General features: G+C 64.8%; 17 protein-coding genes. 11 read left to right on the top strand and 6 right to left on the bottom strand.

Annotated elements, in window-relative coordinates; translation table 11 throughout:
- Positions 1-11: 11 nt before the first annotated feature.
- Complete coding sequence (pilB, locus tag ACYDAT_RS04915; protein WP_461448752.1) at positions 12-1,745, bottom strand: type IV-A pilus assembly ATPase PilB; 1,734 nt, start codon at positions 1,743-1,745, stop codon at positions 12-14.
- Between the two features lie 124 nt (positions 1,746-1,869).
- Positions 1,870-2,097: a hypothetical protein gene (locus tag ACYDAT_RS04910; protein ID WP_461448750.1), complete on the bottom strand. Its 228-nt coding sequence runs from the start codon at positions 2,095-2,097 to the stop codon at positions 1,870-1,872.
- Positions 2,098-2,210: 113 nt separating this feature from the next.
- Here ACYDAT_RS04910 and ACYDAT_RS04905 point away from each other — a divergent pair, with 113 nt between their 5' ends.
- The 11 genes from ACYDAT_RS04905 to ACYDAT_RS04855 all read left to right on the top strand — a co-directional run bounded on the left by ACYDAT_RS04905 (position 2,211) and on the right by ACYDAT_RS04855 (position 9,530).
- Positions 2,211-3,059: a glycosyltransferase family 2 protein gene (locus ACYDAT_RS04905; protein ID WP_461439440.1), complete on the top strand. Its 849-nt coding sequence runs from the start codon at positions 2,211-2,213 to the stop codon at positions 3,057-3,059.
- 107 nt (positions 3,060-3,166) lie between these two features.
- A complete protein-coding gene (locus ACYDAT_RS04900; protein WP_461439441.1) occupies positions 3,167-3,424 on the top strand; it encodes a type II toxin-antitoxin system Phd/YefM family antitoxin in 258 nt (85 codons plus the stop codon).
- The gene (locus tag ACYDAT_RS04895) at positions 3,424-3,828 is read left to right on the top strand and encodes a type II toxin-antitoxin system VapC family toxin (protein WP_461448748.1); all 405 of its coding nucleotides are present in this window, start codon (positions 3,424-3,426) and stop codon (positions 3,826-3,828) included. The genes ACYDAT_RS04900 and ACYDAT_RS04895 overlap by 1 nt, the downstream gene beginning before the upstream one ends.
- A gap of 12 nt (positions 3,829-3,840) precedes the next feature.
- Positions 3,841-3,993 (top strand): hypothetical protein, encoded by a 153-nt coding sequence (locus ACYDAT_RS04890; protein ID WP_461439443.1) that lies wholly within the window; start codon positions 3,841-3,843, stop codon positions 3,991-3,993.
- Positions 3,994-4,092: 99 nt separating this feature from the next.
- Positions 4,093-4,425 carry a nucleotidyltransferase domain-containing protein gene (locus ACYDAT_RS04885; RefSeq protein WP_461439444.1) on the top strand — a complete coding sequence of 111 codons (333 nt, stop codon included), beginning with the start codon at positions 4,093-4,095 and terminating at the stop codon, positions 4,423-4,425.
- A gap of 101 nt (positions 4,426-4,526) precedes the next feature.
- Positions 4,527-4,898, top strand: coding sequence for a hypothetical protein (locus ACYDAT_RS04880; protein ID WP_461448746.1), 372 nt, complete (start codon positions 4,527-4,529; stop codon positions 4,896-4,898).
- Positions 4,899-4,935: 37 nt separating this feature from the next.
- A complete protein-coding gene (locus ACYDAT_RS04875; RefSeq protein WP_461448744.1) occupies positions 4,936-5,427 on the top strand; it encodes an MATE family efflux transporter in 492 nt (163 codons plus the stop codon).
- A 118-nt stretch (positions 5,428-5,545) separates the two neighbouring features.
- Complete coding sequence (locus ACYDAT_RS04870) at positions 5,546-6,703, top strand: glycosyltransferase family 4 protein (protein WP_461448742.1); 1,158 nt, start codon at positions 5,546-5,548, stop codon at positions 6,701-6,703.
- The gene (locus tag ACYDAT_RS04865; protein ID WP_461448740.1) at positions 6,700-7,437 is read left to right on the top strand and encodes a class I SAM-dependent methyltransferase; all 738 of its coding nucleotides are present in this window, start codon (positions 6,700-6,702) and stop codon (positions 7,435-7,437) included. Before ACYDAT_RS04870 ends, ACYDAT_RS04865 begins: the two co-directional genes overlap by 4 nt.
- Positions 7,434-8,360, top strand: a complete 927-nt coding sequence (locus tag ACYDAT_RS04860; protein WP_461448738.1) for a glycosyltransferase — start codon at positions 7,434-7,436, stop codon at positions 8,358-8,360. The genes ACYDAT_RS04865 and ACYDAT_RS04860 overlap by 4 nt, the downstream gene beginning before the upstream one ends.
- Before the next feature lie 66 nt (positions 8,361-8,426).
- A complete protein-coding gene (locus ACYDAT_RS04855) occupies positions 8,427-9,530 on the top strand; it encodes a glycosyltransferase family 4 protein (RefSeq protein ID WP_461448736.1) in 1,104 nt (367 codons plus the stop codon).
- A gap of 47 nt (positions 9,531-9,577) precedes the next feature.
- Here the strand turns inward: ACYDAT_RS04855 and ACYDAT_RS04850 are convergent, their stop codons facing one another.
- The 4 genes from ACYDAT_RS04850 to ACYDAT_RS04835 form a co-directional block, all read right to left on the bottom strand.
- The gene (locus tag ACYDAT_RS04850; protein ID WP_461448734.1) at positions 9,578-10,300 is read right to left on the bottom strand and encodes a class I SAM-dependent DNA methyltransferase; all 723 of its coding nucleotides are present in this window, start codon (positions 10,298-10,300) and stop codon (positions 9,578-9,580) included.
- 10 nt (positions 10,301-10,310) lie between these two features.
- Entirely contained in the window at positions 10,311-11,555 is a 1,245-nt protein-coding gene (locus ACYDAT_RS04845) for a lipopolysaccharide biosynthesis protein (RefSeq protein WP_461448732.1), read from the bottom strand.
- 78 nt (positions 11,556-11,633) lie between these two features.
- Positions 11,634-13,568 carry a hypothetical protein gene (locus ACYDAT_RS04840; protein ID WP_461448730.1) on the bottom strand — a complete coding sequence of 645 codons (1,935 nt, stop codon included), beginning with the start codon at positions 13,566-13,568 and terminating at the stop codon, positions 11,634-11,636.
- A 314-nt stretch (positions 13,569-13,882) separates the two neighbouring features.
- Positions 13,883-15,892, bottom strand: a complete 2,010-nt coding sequence (locus ACYDAT_RS04835; protein WP_461448728.1) for a tetratricopeptide repeat protein — start codon at positions 15,890-15,892, stop codon at positions 13,883-13,885.
- Positions 15,893-15,963 lie beyond the last annotated feature (71 nt).

The raw sequence follows: 15,963 nt of genomic DNA, 5'->3' as shown, positions 1-15,963 counted from the left end.
CGGTGTTCCCCTCAGTCCTTGGTCACGCGGTTGATTTCGGCGAGGCTGGTGATCCCGTTGATGACTTTCAGCAGGGCCGAGCCGCGCAGATCGCGCACGCCGCTGGCCTTGGCCGCGGCGGCGATCTGCAGCGCGTTGCCGCCTTCCAGCACGATGCGCTGGATTTCCTCGGTCATCGGCATCACTTGATAAATGCCAGTGCGGCCCTTGTAGCCTTCATTGCAGTGTGGACAGCCCGCGGCGTCGTACAGGGTGACACGTCCGGCCTCGATGTCGGCGATTTGCGCGTCGCTGAAACCCTCGGCCTTGAGCGCGCCCGACGGCAGCGGCGCCATCGGCTTCCTGCAATCGTGCAGGCGCCGCGCCAGGCGCTGCGCGATCACCAGCAGTACCGCCGAGGTGATGTTGTAGGGCGCGATGCCCATGTTCATCAGGCGCGCGATGGTCAGCGGCGCGTCGTTGGTGTGCAGGGTCGAGAGCACCAGGTGACCGGTCTGCGCCGCCTTGATGCCGATCTCGGCGGTTTCGGTGTCGCGAATCTCGCCGACCATGATCACGTCGGGATCCTGGCGCAGGAACGAGCGCAAGGCCTTGGCGAAGGTCATGCCCTTCTTTTCGTTCACCTGCACCTGATTGATGCCCGGCAGGCGGATTTCCACCGGATCCTCGGCCGCCGAGATGTTGCGCCCCTCGGTATTGAGGATGTTGAGCGCGGTATACAGCGATACGGTCTTGCCCGAGCCGGTGGGGCCGGTCACCAGCACCATGCCATGGGGTTTGTGTATGGCAGCGAGAAACAGTTGCCGCTGGTCGTCCTCGTAGCCCAGCTTTTCGATGCCCATCTTGGCCGCGCCGCCATCGAGGATGCGCAGCACAATTTTTTCGCCGGCCAGGATCGGCAGCGAGCTGACGCGGAAGTCCATCGAGCGGCCCTTGCCGATGCTCAGTTTCATGCGTCCGTCCTGCGGCACGCGGCGCTCGGCGATGTCGAGCTGCGCCATCACCTTGAGGCGCGCCGAGATGCGCGGCGTGAGCTGCACGGGCGGGTTGGATACGGTGCGCAGCACGCCGTCGATGCGGTAGCGCACGCGATAAAATTTCTCGTAAGGCTCGAAGTGGATGTCCGAGGCGCCGCGACGAATCGCATCGAGCAGGATCTTGTTGACGTACTTGACGATCGGCGCTTCGTCGCCGGGCGTGCCGCTGACCGCGGCATCATCCTGCGCCGTGCCGCCCTCGCTCTCCAGCGACAGTGCATCGAGATCGTCATCGCCTTCCAGGCCGCTGATGGTGGTGGCGGCGCTTTGCAGGGCCGCGTCGATGGCGGCTTCCAGCGTGGCATCGTTGACCAGCACCGCCTCGACGATCATGTTCGAGTGGAACTTGATCTCGTCCATGGCGTGCGAGTTGGCCGGATCGCCGGTGCCCAGCGTGAGGCGGTTGCCGCGCTTGAACAACGGCAGCACGCGGTGCTTGCGCAGCAGATCCTCGCTGACCAACTTGATCGGTACCTGGGCGAGGTCGATGGCGTCGAGATCCAGCACCGGCACGCCGAACTCGGCGGACAGCGCGTGCATCACCCGCTGTGTGTCCACCAAGGCGTTTTGCACCAGATGCCGCGCCAACGGCGTGCGCGCGCTGGCGGCTTCTTGCACCGCGCTGCGTGCATCGACCTCGCTCAACGCGCCATCGGCCACCAACCGGCGCGCCAGTCCGGTCAAGCCCGCCAAGGGCGGTGCGTTCATCTGAGTCGCCATAAGAATCCGGTCTAAACCCCCGTCATTGCTGCGAATCTACCGCAAAACGCAAGCCACCGGGGTATCCCGGACCCCCGACTTTTTCCGATAAGCCCCGCAAGCATGATGCGCGTCACCTTTGGAAATTCTGATCAAACCCTGATTCGTCATCCCGGACGGCGCGCAGCGCCGAGCCGGGACCCAGGCAAGCCTTGCGTGTGTGACTGGATGACCCGCTTCGCTGTTGTGCGGCGATCCCCGCTTTCGCGGGGATGACATCAAAACTCGTCATCCCGGACGGCGCGCAGCGCCGAGCCGGGATCCAGGCAAGGAAGCGCTTTGCCAAGGCGAAGCTGGTCATCCAGTGCGTTCATCCGCACGCGCGGCGACGATTGCAGGCTGGCGACGGCGCTTGCGTGCACCGGTTTGCGCGGTCATCGCGTATCATCGCCGCGCCTGCCACCGGGGACCGTCTTGCTCAGCATCATCCTGCCCGCCAAGAACGAGGCGCCGGCGCTCGCCGACTTGTTGCCGCGCCTGCGCGCGGCGCAGCCCGCGGCCGAGATCCTGGTCATCGACGACGGCTCCACCGATGACACCCGCGCGCTGTGCGCGCAGCACGGCGTGACTTGCCTCAGTTCGCCCTATTCGATGGGCAATGGCGCCGCGATCAAGCGCGGTGCGCGCGCGGCACGTGGCGACTTGCTGGTGTTCATGGATGGCGATGGCCAGCACGATCCCGCCGACATCGCGCGCTTGCTGGCCAGGCTGGACGAGGGTTACGACATGGTCGTCGGCGCGCGCGCTTGGTCCGGTCAGGCCGGGGTCGGACGCGGCCTGGCCAACGGCTTCTACAACCGCATGGCCAGTTGGATGACCGGGCACAAGGTGCTGGACCTGACCAGCGGCTTCCGCGCCGTGCGCGCTGACAAGTTCCGCGAGTTCCTGCACCTGCTACCCAACGGATTCTCGTACCCGACCACCAGCACCATGGCGTTTTTTCGCAGCGCCTACGCCGTGGCCTACGAGCCGATCGCGGTCGCCAAACGCGTCGGCAAAAGCCACATCAAGCCGCTGCGCGACGGCGTGCGCTTTCTGCTGATCATCTTCAAGATCGCCACGCTGTACTCGCCGCTGAAGTTGTTCCTGCCGGTCAGCGCGCTGTTTTTCGTGCTCGGCCTGATCAACTACCTGCACACCTACATCGACACCGGCCGCCTGACCAACATGAGCACGCTGCTGTGGAGCGCCGCGGTCATCGTGTTCCTGATCGGGTTGATCTCCGAGCAGATCACCAACCTGACGTACAAGCGCGAGGGGTGAGCGCGCTGGCGGCTTTCGCTTCGGGCCGGGCGCGGGATGTGGCGTGATTGAACGCGTCCTCGACCGCCGCTAACATATGGCTAGCTATATCGTCTAGTGAGCGTGCCATGAAAACCGTGCCGGTCTACGAAGCCAAGAATCGATTCTCGGAATTACTCGCGGCCGTGGAGCAGGGCGAGACCGTGTCGATCACCCGTCGTGGCGCACCCGTGGCCCGGCTGATCGCGGAGCCCGCCACCGGCAAGGCCAGCCGCAACGAGGTACGCAAGCGCATCGCCGCCGGATTCGAGCGGCTGCGCGTCCTGCGCGCGGGTATCTCGCTCGACGGTGATCTCAAGACCATCGCCCGCGAAGGTGCGGACTGATGCCGTTCGTCATCGACAATTCGGTGGTGTGTGGCTGGTTTCTGGCCAATCAGTCCACCGATTACACCGAAGCCATTGCCCAACGCCTGCTGGGCGACACCGCCATTGCCCCCGCGCTGTGGTCGCTGGAACTCGCCAACGTGCTGCGCAGCGCCTGCAAGCGCGGCGCGATGATCGCCAGCCAGGCGCGCGAGGTGGCCGAGCAGATTGCCGTCTTGCCGATTGCCGTCGATGCGCAGCCACCTGCCACCCAGGCCGTTCTCTCGCTCGCGCTGCGTTACGACCTGTCCAGTTATGACGCGGCCTATCTGGAACTGGCCCTGCGCCTGCAGTTGCCCATCGCCACGCAGGATGAGGCACTGGCCGAGGCGGCCATGGCGGCGGGCGTGGGCGTGGTGCGCTGAGCGGCGGCACGGATGAGCATCGCCACCGGCAAATCGCGCCTGCTGCTGTATTCGCCGCTAAAACTGTTCTTGCCGGTCAGCGCACTGTTTTTCGTGCTCGGCCTGATCAACTACCTGCACACCCACCTCGACACCGGGCGGCTGATCGCGCCGGAAGATGCATGAGAGCAGGCAAGGCAATCTTTCATTCTGGCCGCGGAGCGAGTCGGTGGTTCTGCGCCGGGTGACCCGTTACGCTTGCAGCAGCGCCCTGCCGAAGTTGACTTGCGCGCCGCCCGCCTCACCGATCGGATTCCGATGCGCCTGAACCCGCAACACATCGCCGCGATCAAGCAACTGGCCGCCGAGCAATTCGGCGCCGGCGCGCGGGTGCGGCTGTTCGGTTCGCGCGTGGATGATGCCGCGCGCGGCGGCGACGTGGACTTGCTGGTCGAGCTTGACGCGCCGGTGACCGAGCCCGGTCTCGCCAGTGCAAGGTTTTCAGTGCGCGTGAGCCGCGCGATGAACGGGCGCAAGGTCGATGTGGTACTGGCCGCGCCCAATCTCATGCGCCTGCCGATTCATGACGTGGCCCTGCGTGACGGAGTGCTGCTGTGAATGCACCTGGCAATCTGGAACGCTTGCGATTCCTGGTGAAAATCGTGCAACGTGAGTCGTTGCATCTGCGTGCCACCGACGAGCGGCTATTCGCCGCGCCGATGACGCCGGAGCGCTTGCAGTCGATGGATTCCGATCATGCGAAGGCAGAGCAACTGGATGCATTCGTGGCACGCTTTGTGCGACTGCAGGACACCGTGGGCGACAAGTTCGTGCCGACGCTTTTGCAAGCGTTGCAGGAGCCCATCGGGGTGGTGATCGACAACCTTGATCGCGCCGAGCGCCTGGGCTGGATCGTATCTGCTGACGCATGGATCGAAGCACGCCGCTTGCGCAACCAGATGATTCACGAATACGTCGATGACCTGCATGTGCTGGCCAGCAATCTCCAGGCAGGACATCGCTATGTCCCGGTGCTGCTCGAAACGGCCCAGCGTCTGATTGACGAGGCTGGGCGCCGGGGTTGGGCGTGACTCGGGTGCCTTGGCGTGCAGCCAACCTCTGCGAACCATGAGCCGCAAGGTTGCGCACAACGCCTTGTGGAACGTCGGCGGGCAGGTGGTGTCGCTGGGCGTGGGGCTGGTGGCGCTGCCGATCCTGCTGCACGCCCTGGGCGCGGCGCGCTTGGGCGTGTTCACGCTGGCGCTGGGGCTGATCGGGTTTTCCGGGCTGTTTGATCTCGGCCTCAGCCGCGCGCTCACGCAAACCGTGTCCAGCAGCCTGGGGCAAGGCCGTTCGCGGGCACGGGTGGCGGCGCTGGTGTGGCGCGTGATTGGTTTGCTCGCCGGTTTTGGCGTGCTATGGCTGGTGGCGCTGTGGTGGGCCGCTCCGTTTCTGGTCGATCGATTGTTTTCGCTCAGCGGCGAGATGGCGCGCGAAACCATCTTCGGCTTGCGTGCACTGGCGCTGTCCATCCCCTTCGCGCTGACCGCCACCGGGGCCATGGGCACGCTGGAGGGCCTGCAGCAATTCCGTCTGCTCAGCCTGCGCATGCCGATATGATGTGGCCTATCTGGAACTGGCCCTGCGCCTGCAGTTGCCCATCGCCACGAAGGATGCAGCACTGGCCGAGGCGGCTCTGGCGGCGGGCGTGGGCGTGGTGCGCTGAGCGGCGGTACGGATGAACATTGCCACCGGCAAACCGCGCCTGCTGCTGATCACGCGCAACTTTCCGCCGCTGTGGGGCGGCATGGAACGGTTGAATTGGCATATCGCCGACGAGTTGGCGCGCGAGTACGAGGTGACGGTAGTCGGACCGGCGGGCGCGGCGGCGCATGCGCCTGTCGGCGTCAGGGTCATCGAGGTGCCGCTGCGTCCGCTGTGGCGATTCCTGCTGCTGGCGAGCTGGCGCGCACTGCGCGCGGCGCGGTGGTCGCGCCCGACCGTGGTGTTGGCCGGCAGCGGGCTGACTGCGCCGCTGGCGTGGCTGGCGGCGCGGTTCAGTGGCGCGCGCGCGGCGGCTTATGTGCACGGACTGGATCTCACCGTGCCGCATCCGGCGTACCGCGCGCTATGGCGTCCGGCGCTGCGCCGCATGCACTGCGTCATCGCCAACAGCCGTGCAACGGCGACGCAGGCGCAAGCCATCGGCATCGCGCCAGAGCGCATCCACATTGTGCATCCCGGCGTCGACATGCCTGCGCACGATTCGACAGCGCGTGCGCGCTTTCGCGCCACGCACGACTTGGGCGAGCACGCTCCGGTGCTGCTCTCGGTGGGCCGGCTGACCATGCGCAAGGGACTGCGCGAATTCGTCAGCCAGGTGCTGCCACGCATCGCGGCGCAGAGGCCTGACGTGCAGTTGGTCGTCGTGGGTGATGCGCCCGCCGATGCGCTGTATGCGCAGGCACAGAGCCCTGCCAGCATTCAGGCTGCCGCCGACGCCGCGGGTGTGGGCACGCAGGTGCATTTCCTTGGAACCCGCTTCGGTGCCGAGCTGGCCGATGCCTATGCGGGCGCCGATCTCCATGTTTTTCCGGTGCGTGAGCTGCGCAACGATCCCGAGGGCTTCGGCATGGTCGCGGTCGAAGCCGCTGCGCACGGCCTGCCCACCGTGGCCTATGCCACCGGCGGCGTGGTCGATGCGGTTGGCGACGGCATCAGTGGCCGCCTGGTTGCCGCTGGTGATGGCGCAGGCTTCGCGCGTGCCACGCTGCAGAGTTTGGACGAACCGCTCGACCCCGCGGCAGTACGCGCCTTCGCTGCGCACTTCGCCTGGCTGCAGTTTGGCAAGCACCTGTTGCAAAGTTTGCCCAGCAAGCGCACGAATACCCCATGACCGACGCCCGCCAACCCCATGCCGCGCTCGACATGCCCTCGCGCCGGCACAAGGGCCTCAAGATCGAGCGGTTGCTCGGGCTGGCCGAGCGCCTGCAACCGATCCGTCTGCTCGAAATCGGCACTGGCTCGGGCGGCATCGCGCATTACTTCGCCACCCACCCGACACTGCGGTGCGAAGTCACGGCGGTCGATGTCATCGATCAGCGGCTGATCCGCGACGGCTACGATTTTCGCCTCGTCCACGACACCGCGCTGCCGTTCGCCGATGCGGGTTTTGACGTCGTGCTCAGCAACCACGTCATCGAGCATGTCGGCGAGCGCCCGGCTCAGCTCGCGCATCTGCGCGAACTGCGCCGCGTGCTGGCGCCCGACGGCGTCGGTTATCTGGCCGTGCCCAACCGCTGGATGCTGGTCGAGCCGCACTACCGGCTGGCGTTTCTCAGCTGGCTGCCGCGGCCGCTGTGCACGCCCTACCTGCGCCTGATGCGGCGAGGCGAGCGGTACGACTGCGAGCCGCTGACCGTGTCGCGACTCGAATCCCTGCTGGCCGAGGCGGGGTTCGTCTGGCGCCATCTCGAAGTCGAGGCGCTGCGCGCGACGCTGGCCATCGAGGGCGCGCACGGGCCGGGCGCACGACTGGCCGGTTGGCTGCCCGATCGGGCGCTGGCGCTGGCGCTGGCGCGACGTGCCATCCCGACGCTGATCTGCCGCATCGAACGCCGGCTCCCATGAGCGAAGACAATCGCTTCGACTCGGCTGTCGTCGCCACCGTCACGGTGACCTTCAACCCGGATATCGGCCTGCTGCGGACCCAGCTCGACGCGCTGCCGCGCGAGAGCCTGAAGCTGGTGGTCGATAACGCTACGCAAGCCGAAGCCCTGCAGGGCATCCAGACCCTGGTGTCGCAGACACCCAACGCTCGGCTGCTGCGCAATGAAGAAAACCTCGGGCTCGCTGCGGCCGTCAACCGCGGCGTGCATGCGGTCCGTGATGCAGCACCGGCCACTCGCTTTGTGCTGTTGCTCGACCAGGACAGCGAGCTGGCACCCGGTAGCGTCGAGGCCCTGGTGACCGGTTTCGAGGCACTGCAGGCGTGCGGCGAGCGCGTCGGTTGCGTCGGCCCGACCCTGCTCGACGTCGCGACCGGCTTGCCGCATGGCTTTCATCAATGCACCCGTTGGCGCTGGAAGCGTGTCTACCCCGCGTCAGGCGCCACAGCACCCGTGTCGTGTGCCAACCTCAACGGCAGCGGTACGCTGGTGCCCGTGGATCTGTTCCTTGAGCTCGGCGGATTGGAGGACGACTTGTTCATCGACCATGTGGACACCGAATGGGCCTTCCGCGTGCAGGCGCGCGGCTATCGACTGTTTGGCATTCCGCAGGCGGTGTTCCGCCATCGCATGGGCGATACCAGTCGCCGCATCTGGCTGCTCGGCTGGCGGGTGTGGCCGGTGCGCTCCCCGCGTCGCCACTATTTTCTTTACCGCAACGCGGTGATCCTGATGCGGCGGGGCTATGTGCCGCGGGTATGGAAGGTGTGGGCCGTGGCTAAGCTTTGCACGACTTTTATTGTACAGATTATCTTGGGACGCGGACGTCTAGCGCATACTAAAGCGATGTGGCGAGGCGCCAAAGAAGGTATGCATGAGATTTGACTCAATCAAATCTGAGCGTATTCTGCGAAATCATTTTTCGGGCTCGAATTTGAGTCGCGTGCAAGTATGAAAATTGGCATTGACGCGAGCCGCCTGCGTGCTGGATCTACAGGGGTTGGGCGATACACGGAAGGCATTCTGGGGCCGTTGGATAGCATTTTACCCGATGCAGACTTCGTGCTTTTTGCGAAACGTGATTGCAACGTTATGCTACCTTCTCATCGATGGTCGATCATCTGCGACACCCACCCCGTTTGGAGCAGATTGCCAACGATGATCTGGATTCGCTACCGGCTCGGCTCGCTGATGCGATCGAAGAGGGTTGATGTATTTTGGGCGACCAATACATTAGCTCCGAGGCGCACAGCTGATAAGTTGCCCTATGTAACCACAGTTCTCGATTTCCGCCATGTCATTTACCCAAAAGACATGCCACCGATAACGCGCATCGCGCATCAAATGTGGTTTGATTCGAGTGTGCGTGGCGCGAACTATGTTGTCGCAATATCCGATGGCACGTCGGAACGCATGCGAACAATTATAGGACAACCCGCGGATGCTGTCGCTAGGCCGGCGGCGTCTAGTTTGCCAACTATTGCCAATCAAGCAAATGCTAAGAGCGCACTAGCGGCGCTAGGTATACAGCAGCCATTTCTTATAACAGTCGGAAGAAGCCCATGCAAGAATATCGCCAGTGCAGTCCGTGCTGTAGATATGATGAAAGCTCGCGGGCAGCTAGCGGGTTTTCAATTGGTGATGGTCGGTGCGGAAAACTGGGGCAGTCATAAACGCTTCAACAAATCGTCAGGTAAAAGCGACTGGATCAAGCCTATTGGGCGTGTTGATGACATCACATTATCTGCTTTATATTCACATTCAGAGGCATTGTTGTTCCCATCTTTTTATGAGGGCTTTGGTATGCCTGTTTTTGAAGCGCGAGCAATGGGCTGCCGCGTGGTGGCAACGGACAGCCCCGAACTACGCGAGGCTGGCGGCGAAGATGCCACATATGTTCAACCAACGCCTGAAGGCATTGCGGCTGGCCTGGAGATGGCGCTGTCCCTGTCTAGGCCGAACCCAGCATCGAGTTTGGGTCACGACTGGGTTGATGCCGCTAAGATTATGGCCGGCTTACTCCAAAGTGCTGCCGCCAAAGCAAAGCGACGTTGATTCTGCGCTGGCGGCGCAGTTAGTCGGAACCTTTTAGTTATGCCAACCTAATTGCGTACACAAAGCACGGCAACTAAGGTTGAAGAGATCACGACATTTTCGTTAGCGTAATAGGTTGCTCTGATAGCCGTTTCGGCCAGCTTCCTTGCAATCGAGACTGCTGTTCTTCTAAGTGCGACAGAAAATCCCATGCCAAGGATTGGGAATGCTGTGTCATGGATAGACAGAACTTGAAGATTAGTAATTTCTGCTAGCTGCCTAATAGCATATGACCCCAATGCCGTCCTATGCGTGATGTCGCCGTGCATCAGGTGTCCGGAGAATGGGCTGTCGCCACTAGGCACACGGAATATGATCTTTCCATTATTTGAGAGACAGTGGCGCGCAGAAGTGAGTGTTTGTGTTATCTCCTCTAGGTCCAGATGCTCCAATACATCAAACATAACTATCAAATCAAACTTCCGGCCTGCGGCCACATCTGCTAGATTACATGTGGCTGGATAAGACTCGATACCCGCTTCAATTGCGCGTTTGACTAACTCTGAACTGAGTTCCGTGCCGACGTAGCGGCGTGTTTTTTGACGCACCCACCCAGCGAATGCGCCATTGCCAAATCCGACTTCAAGTATGCTGGAATCGCTCGTAACCACGATTTGAGCTTTTCTCAATTCAAGAGCGAATGTCGCGCTTTCTTTGGCACTGAAAACACCGAACTGCTCTTTGCTCCAAGTTTTCCAATTGAGGTAGAACTTGTAATTTTCGAATTGCATGGCAACGCCCTTATTTTGCCGCACCAGTTGATTTATGTTGATATATGATGTAACTCCATCCCAAAATCGCCATTGCCCACTCCGCACAGGCCAAAGCCAGAGGCATGCCGGCGAGACCCAATCGGGGGACGAATGAGGCTGAGACGATAAGCAGGCTAGTCAGGCCGACAGCCTCGAATCCGACCCGCATCCACGGTTTGCCCAGTGTCATCAGAGCGCTACCTGCCACGATGCGCAACGCCATGCCGGGCACCGCCAGGGTCAGCCAGCGTATCGTCTCGCCGATGGCCTGATAGCGCGAACCGAACAGCAGGTCGAACAGTGGCGCCGCGACCCACAGCGCCGCAGCCAGCAGCAGGCTGTAGCCGAGCGTGGCGGCGAACACCCAGCGCAGCAGGCGGCCGCTGCGCGCGCGATCGGTCTGGCCTTCGCGAAACAGGCGCGGCATGGCCGAGAGCATCTGGGCGAGCACCGGCAGGGTCAGCGCGCCGATTACGCGTGCACTGGCGGCATAGACACCAGCGGCGGCCAGCGGCAGCAGTTTCAGCGCGAGCGTCTTGTCCAGTTCGGAGGGGCCGGTGGCGGTGAGGTTGAGCACGGCATAGCCGGCGGCGTGACGCAGTTCGGCCAGCCGCGGCAGTCGCCAGTCGCGCAGCGCGGGCCAGGCCTGGCGCAGGCTGAGCGTGGCGATGAACAGCGCCAGCGCCGAGGCGCCGAGGTAGCCCCAGGCGTAGTCGCGCAGCGGGTCGATCGGGTGTAGCAGCCACACCGTTCCCGCGGCCAGCAGGCGTAAGGCCAGCGGCAGGGTGATCAGCAGTTGCGAGGTGGCGATGCGGCCGTGGCCCTGGTGCTCGGCGCCGGGCAGGTTGAGCAGCGGCTGCAGGATCAGCTCGGCGATGCCCAGCGCGATCAGCACGTTCAAGCCGATGCCGGCTTCGCCCAGCAGCGTCGTCGCCAGCAGCAGATACAGGGCGAACAGCAGACTGCCGCAGATCAGCGTGGTGCTCAGCGCGAACGGCAGCACGGTGGCGCGACGCTGCGGGTCGCGGGACACTTCGGCCAGCAGCACGATATGGGTGCCGAAGGTGGACAGCGTGCCCAGCATCACCGCCAGCGCGGCCACGCCGGCGAACGCGCCGAAGTCGTGCGGCCCCAGCATGCGCGCGACCAGCAGCAGGGTGCCAGCCTGCACGAACAGCCGCAGACCCAGCACGGTGCTGGTGCGCAGGGTGGCGCGGGCGATGGGGCCACGCATGGTCAAATTTTCAAGCCGCGGCGAGAGACAATGGTGACTGCTTGAAACCCGTTACGCGCCACGCTGCCGCCTCATTCATCAATTGGCGCAGCCGACGCCAGTTTGTCCGGGTGCCAGGCAGGCCTCGAGTTGATGCACGGTACTTGGGCCGAGCACCAGGCGCTGGTCCGGGCGGATCTTGGCGAACTCGTTGCGCGCGGCATCGAGGTGGCCGGTGACGGCCAGCAGGCGTACCAGGGTGACGCGGTAAATAGGCTCGCCCGGCGACACTTCCACCGAACGGCGGAACAACGCCATCGCCGCAGGGGTGTCGTGCAGCACGTTGAGGGTGTAGTCGCCATACACCTGCAGGATGCGCCCGGACTGACGGTGGTGGTTGAGCGCGGCGTTGAACGCGGCCACCATCTCGTGTTTGGGCAGATCGCACAGGCCCTGGCGCGCGCACGTTGTGAGCGCTTGCAGCGAGCTTTCCTCCTGCACGCCGGGGGTGTGATCGGTAAGGTGCGCGATCATGCGCGTCCACCATTCCTGCTGGATCGGACGGTGCAGGCGCGCGTTGAAAAAGATCAGCGCCTGCTCGGGCAGGATCGACGAATCGGGCAGGTTCATCGCACGCTCCAGCGGCGCGTAGGCCAGCGGCGTGTATGGCGAATCGGGGTTGTAGTTGGACATCACGATGTAGGTGCGGCCCAGTTCGTACTGGGCGCGCGGTGAATCCGGCGCGCGCAGCACCAGTTGTTGCGCCAGGCGCAGCGGATTGCCCCAGGCCCAGGCGGTGAGCGCGGTCATGCCGATCCACAGCGCGAACAGCGCGCCGAGCAGGGTGCCGCGCGCCAGCGGCAGCGCCGCGCCCGGCGCGGCCAGCAGCGGCACGATGGCCAGCAGCACGGCGAAGCTGGGGAAGTAATTGCGCTGCTCGAACACCAGCTCCAGCGGGATCACCGTGCCGGTCATCAACTGCCCGGCGAAGAACAGCGCGATGCCCAGCGCGAGCAGCGGCAGGCGCTTGCGCACCGCCAGCGCGAAGGCGATCAGCGCGGCGATGGCGGCCATCGCCAGCAGCGTGGTCCACGGGCTCAGCAGCCCGGTCGAGATGTGCAGGTCGTCGTGATAAAAGCTCAGTCCGTGTGGCGTCGGCACGATGATCCACGCGATGTAATCCATGACGATGCGCGCCTCGGTCATCAGGCGCTGGCTGAGGGTGAAATCGCGCGTGGCCCAGGTCACCGGGTCCATGATCCCGGGCAGCAGCCAGGCCAGGCCGATCACGCCGGGCAACAGCAGCACGACCACGAACAGCCAGTCCACGCGGTGATCGCGGCGCTGGTCGGCGTAGCTGCGGCCGTGAAACAGCAGCCACTCGATCAGCAGCGCGTAGAACGGCGCCATCGCCGCGTCTTCCTTGGCGGTGAAGCCGATGCCGGTCCACACCGCCAGCGAAATCGCCGCGCCCCAGAAGCCGCGCCCGTCGCGCTGCATGCGCATGCGCCCGCGCACATAACCCAGCAGCGCGGCCAGCACGAACAGGTTGCCCAGGCTCTCCATGCGCTGCACCACGTACAGCACGGCGGTGAGGTTGATCGGCAGCAGCAGCCAGCCGCCGGCGATCAGCGACGCGATCCACAACTCGTGCAGAGGCTCGATGCCGGGCTTGGCCGCGCGCAGCAGGCGCCGCGTCAGCCAGAACAGCAGCAGTCCGTTGCCGAGGTGGATCAGCACGTTGGTCAGCTTGAACCAGAACGGGTCCATGCCGGTCAGCAGCCAGTTGGCGGTGAAGGTCAGCGAGGACAGCGGGCGCTTGAACTGGCTGGATGGCGAGGACAGCGCCGCCGCCAGCAGGCTCTTGAAGTCCACGTGCGTCGGGCGCAACGCGCTGTTGTCGACGATGTTGGGGTAGTCGTCGAAGGTGTAGCCGCCGTACAGACCCGGCCAGTACACCGCCAGCGTCAGCAGCATGAACAGCGGAAACAGAAACGGGGTCAGGCGCTGGCGCAGGCTGCTGTGCGAACTCAAGGCGGGGCTCCGAAGACCGGTACGCGCGCAGGCGTGTGTGGACTCAAGTGTGACATGCGGCACGCGCCGATCGCGAGCGCTTGCGCTGCCATCGGACGCATGGCCCTGTCGCTTTCGTCATTCCCGCGCAGAGCCTGCCCCCGCGCAGGCGGGGCGCGTGGCATGCCCCTGCCTTTCGTCATCCCCGCGCAGGCGGGGATCCAGTGACTTCGCCGCACGATTTCACGTTCTGGATCCCCGCCTGCGCGGGGATGACGAGCCAACTTGCGCGGGGATGACGAGCCAAAACGACCTGACGGTTCGATCGATGAATCTCATTGGGTTGAATGCACATGGACATCGGGCCGTGCGGTAGCGGCTGCAAGCGCCGCGCGCAGATGCTCGAGTTCGCGCGGCCAGTAGTCCTGCTCGCGCAGCACCCAGGCGTGGATCATGCCCATGCCGAGGCCGGGTGCAGGCGCTTGCGCGGCGACTTGTTGGTAGCGATCGAGCAGCGCCAGCGCGCGGCGTGGGTGACCCGCCGAGCCCAGTTGCGCGGCGGCCTCGGCGGCGAAGCCGGGGCGCACGTCGAAGCCCAACGCACGCTCGAAATCGCCCTGCGCCGCGGCGGCGGCACCGCGCGCCAGCGCGATCTGGCCATCGATGTAATACAGGTCCTGCTGGCGTCCATGGTTGCTGCGCAGCCGCGCATTGCCCAGGCCCGCATCGACCAGGCTTTGCAGCAGCGGCAGATCGAATCCCGGACAGTGCCCGGCTTGCGCCACGCCCAGCGCACGTCCGAACCAACTGGTCAGCAGCGTGCCGGGATTGCGCATGGTGGCCATCGCCGTACGCGCGCTCTGCGCGGCGGCTGCGGTCACGCCGCCCAGTTGGCACTGCACGTTGAGCAGGTTGAACGCCAGTTGCACTTGATCGGGATGCGCGGCCAGCAGCGGCAGCAGACGCCGCCGCGCATCCACGGGCTGGCCGTTGCCGGCCTCGAACTGCGCGGCGTAAGCCTGCGCGCGCGCGGACGCGGGATTGATTTGCGCCCACAGCATGGCCTGCTGATCGGCGTGGCCCCACAGCGTGGCGCGCTGCAGGGTCAGCAGCGCCAGCAGCACCGGCAGCGCCAGGGTCAACGTGGCCTTGAAGCCGCGCAGGCGGCGCAGATCGCTCAGCCACCACGCCAACGGCCAGAACATCGGCAGCGCCGGCAGATAGTTGCGGTGTTCGAAGTACAACTCCAGCGGAATCGTGGTCGATTCCATGGCCATGCCGGTGAAGTAGAACAGGATGGCCAGCGCCAGCAGCGGATGGGTGATGCGCCAGCGCCAGCCGAGCACGATCAGCGCGATGATGCCGAGCAGCGCGGGCAGCGTGTCGACCGGATGCCACAGGCTGCGCGAGACCACGAAGGCATCGTTGAACAGCCCGCTGGTGAACGGCCGCGGCAGCCACAGCAGCTTGAGGTAATCCCACAGTACGCGCGGCTCGGTGAGCAGGCGTTGCGGCTCGGTCCAGCGGCGCACCTCGGGGTGATGCAAGGTGGCCTGCACGCCGGTCCACAGCAGATAAGCCAGCAGCAGCAGCGCCGGCAGCGCCGCGAAAATCCACAGCATCAGGCGCCAGTCGCGGCGTTGCGTGCCGATCATCGGCGCGCGGGTGAACAGGGTCGCTTCCAGCACCAGCACCAGCGCCGGCAGCAGCGCGCCGTTGGCCTTGGAAAACGTCGCCAGAAACGTGCAGCCCACCAGCCCGAGCAGTGCCCAGGCGATGCCGCGTTTGTTGTGCCCGGCGAGCATCAGACGCCGCCCGCGCGTGTAGGCCAGCAGGCCCAGCAGCACGAAAAACGCCGCCAGCATGGCCTCGCGCTGCACCACGTACAACGTGGTCGAAACCAGCAGCGGATGCAGCAGCCACAGCGCCGCGCCCAGCACCGCGGCACGCACCGCGCGCGTGCCCTGCGGCTCGATCACGCGACCCAGGTTCCACAGCAGCGCCGCCAGCAGCATGCCGTTGATCAGTTGCAGCAGCAGGTTGGTGAACTTGAACGCCCACGGCGCGGCCGGCCAGTTGCGCGCGTCGATGAGAAAACTCAGCAAGGCGATCGGCCGCCCGGTGGGATCGCCGCCGCCGGAGGTGAGATAGCGCCAGAAAATGGCCCAGGTATGCACCGGGCCGAATTCGCCCAGCGCGGGCAGGGTGCCGAAGTCATCGAACAGAAACGGCCCCTTGAGGCCCGGCCAGTAGGCCCACAGCGCGATCAGCAGCACCGTGAGCAGGCCCAGCGGCGCCCACCAGCGTTCGGGGATCAGCGGCTTTTCGGGCGGCAGGCTGGACATGGGCGCTCCTCGATGCGGGCGGCGCATGATGGCATGCGTTTGCATGCCCTCGCTTTGCGATCCTGTCAGCG

The sequence above is a fragment of the Metallibacterium sp. genome (assembly GCF_054637675.1).
Note: the sequence above shows the minus strand (reverse complement) of the source record. Positions and strands in the feature narration are given on the sequence as shown.